The 2,649-nt window shown below is 72.9% G+C and carries 2 protein-coding genes and 1 pseudogene; 2 read left to right on the top strand and 1 reads right to left on the bottom strand.

The features are described 5' to 3' along the window. On the top strand, positions 1 to 741 hold a 741-nt coding region (locus AB0J52_RS35390; RefSeq protein ID WP_500187279.1), incomplete at its 5' end, for a PASTA domain-containing protein. A 24-nt stretch (positions 742 to 765) separates the two neighbouring features. Then, complete coding sequence (locus AB0J52_RS35385) at positions 766 to 1,617, top strand: deoxyribonuclease IV (protein ID WP_500187278.1); 852 nt, start codon at positions 766 to 768, stop codon at positions 1,615 to 1,617. 493 nt (positions 1,618 to 2,110) lie between these two features. Here the strand turns inward: AB0J52_RS35385 and AB0J52_RS35380 are convergent. Beyond that, positions 2,111 to 2,649, bottom strand: a pseudogene (locus tag AB0J52_RS35380) (cation acetate symporter); the annotation flags it as partial.

Genomic DNA, 2,649 nt, shown 5'->3' with positions numbered 1-2,649 from the left:
CCCGGCCCCGTTGGCCCCCACGAGTCCGACCCGCCGGGCGGCGCCCGCGTGTCCAAGGGCCAGACCGTCACGATCACGCCGTCCCTCGGCAAGACGCCCCGCGACGTCCCGGACGTCTCCGGCGGCTCCCTCGACGACGCCAGGGGCAAGCTGAAGGACGCGGGCTTCACCGTCGGCGACGTCCGCCGCCAGAGCTCGCAGACCGTCGCCAAGGACAAGGTCATGCGCACCGACCCGCCGGCGGGCCGCAAGGTCTCCCCCGACGCGGGCCCGGTCGACATCGTCGTCAGCACCGGCATGACCATGCCGAAGGTGGTCGGGCGCAACACCGACGAGGCGGTCAACACGCTGCGCTCGATGGGCCTGAAGGTCGACACCAAGAAGCGCAAGGACAAGGACAGGCCCGCCGACACCGTCCTGGAGCAGCAGCCGGACGCGGGCACCGGCCTGTCGCGCGGCGACAAGGTCACCCTCGTCGTCAACCAGCGGGACTGCCTGGTCGACCTCGGCGGCTGGCACTTCGGCTGCGACAACGACAACGACCAGGGCGGGCAGGACGAGCAGCTCCCGGTCCCGAACGTGACGGGCATGTCGGTCGACGACGCCACCAGCGCCTTGGAGGACGCCGGGTTCAAGGTCAAGGTGCAGGGGTTCGGCGGCGACGTCGTCCGCGCGCAGTGGCCCACGGGCGGCGGCCAGGCGGCGCGCGACTCGACCGTCAACCTCGTCAGGGGCCCGTAGAACCCCGGCTAGGCTGGACGGCCTATGACCGTTGAGAAGAGCCCCGTCGGGGGGCACGTACCGGTGGCCGGGGGCCTCGCCACCGGGGGGCTGAAGTACGCGGCGAAGATGGGCGCCGAGGTGATCCAGGTGTTCACCTCCAACCCGCGCGGCTGGGCGCTGCCCGAGGGCAACCCCAAGGAGGACGCCCTGCTGCGCGAGCGGGACGACATCCCCGTCTACGTGCACTCCCCATATCTGGTGAACTTCGGCTCGCCGAGCGCCGAGACCCTGGAGAAGTCGCTCGCGACCGTCCGGCACTCGCTGCGCCGCGGGCGCGCCATCGGCGCGCGCGGCGTCGTGGTGCACACCGGGTCGGCCGTCAGCCAGACCTACGACGCGGCGATGGCGCAGATCCACGAGCACGTGCTGCCGCTGCTGGAGGAGATCCCCGAGGACGGCCCGCACCTGCTGCTGGAGCCGATGGCGGGCCAGGGCGCGATGCTCTGCGCCAAGGTCCAGGACCTCGGCCCCTACTTCGACGCGCTGGAGCGCCACCCGAAGCTCGGCGTCTGCTTCGACACCTGCCACGCCTTCGCGGCGGGCCACGACCTGGCGGCGCCCGGCGGCGTCAAGGAGACCCTGGACGCCCTGGTCGCGACCGTCGGCGAGAACCGCCTGCGGCTCGTCCACGCCAACGACTCCAAGGACGTCTGCGGCGCCAACAAGGACCGCCACGAGAACATCGGCAAGGGCCACATCGGCGAGGCCGCCTTCGCCGAGCTCTTCCGGCACCCGGCGATGGCCGGCGTCCCGCTGGTGATCGAGACCCCGGGCCGCGACGCCGCGCCCCACGCCGAGGACGTCGCCACCCTCAAGCGGCTGCGCGACGGCTGACCGGCGCGAACGGCCGGTCCACGCGACGGTGCCCGGGTCCCTGGAGTCCAGGGCCCGGGCACGGTCGTATGGGGCAAGGGGCGAGGCGGGTGACGGGAGAAATGAGCCCGGGCGCCGCTGAACAACCCCCCGACTGTCCAGCGGCGCCCGAGCGGTAAGCCAGTGGATCCCACCCCCCCGGTACGGGATCCTCTGGCATGATCCGGCGTTCGGCTTGCGTCCGCCGGATCTCCAAGGTTGCCTTTTCGTCCTCTCGGGGAGCGATGTCGCTTCCCGGTGACACAGAGAACACTAGAGGTGGGATGTCACCAGGGGGGTGTAGTGAATCCCGGGATTCGGTAAACGGTGCGTAGCTGGAGTTATACGTAGCGTAGTCGCACGACGAGCGGTCGGTTCCGCGCGACCAGCGGTCGGGGCGTAGCCTCTGCCGGCGCCTTCCTGCGGACGGCGCCCTCCCTGGGGTACGGCCCCGGCGCCTCCCCGGTACGCGGCCTCAGCGCATGACCACCTCCTCGGGGAGGTGCATCCGCGCGAGGGCGCGGTCGGCGCGGGGCGGGACCGAGCGCCGGGACGCCAGCGAGACCCCGACCATCACCGCGAGCGCGGCCGGGGCCAGAATCAGCGCGGGCTGGGCGAGAATCGCCTCCGGCCAGCCGTGCCGGGGCCCGAGGAACAGGCCCGCCCCGCAGGCCGCCACGGCGAGGCCGCCACCGAAGACCAGCCCGACGCCCGCGCCGAGCGGCGTGAGGCGGCGCCACCACAGGCCGAGCACCAGCAGCGGGCACAGCGAGCAGGCCGACACCGTCAGAGCGAGCGTGACCAGGCCCGCCGCGTTCTGCGTCCCGACCGTCCCGGCCACGCACAGCGGGACGACCAGGGAGAACACCGCGCCCACGCGGAAGCCCGCCGTCCCGCCGCGCAGGAAGCACTGCGAGACGGTCCCCGCCATCGCCACGACGATCCCGCAGGTGGTGGAGATGAACGCGGCGAACGCGCCCGCCGCGACCAGCCCCACCAGCAGCGACCCGGGCA

Origin of the sequence: Spirillospora sp. NPDC049652 (assembly GCF_040675125.1) — a bacterium.
Classification (GTDB): domain Bacteria; phylum Actinomycetota; class Actinomycetes; order Streptosporangiales; family Streptosporangiaceae; genus Spirillospora.
Note: the sequence above shows the minus strand (reverse complement) of the source record. Positions and strands in the feature narration are given on the sequence as shown.

Coding starts and splice junctions, on each gene's coding strand:
- AB0J52_RS35385 (WP_500187278.1), top strand. CDS start 766: ATGACCGTTGAGAAGAGCCCCGTCGGGGGGCACGTACCGGTGGCCGGG.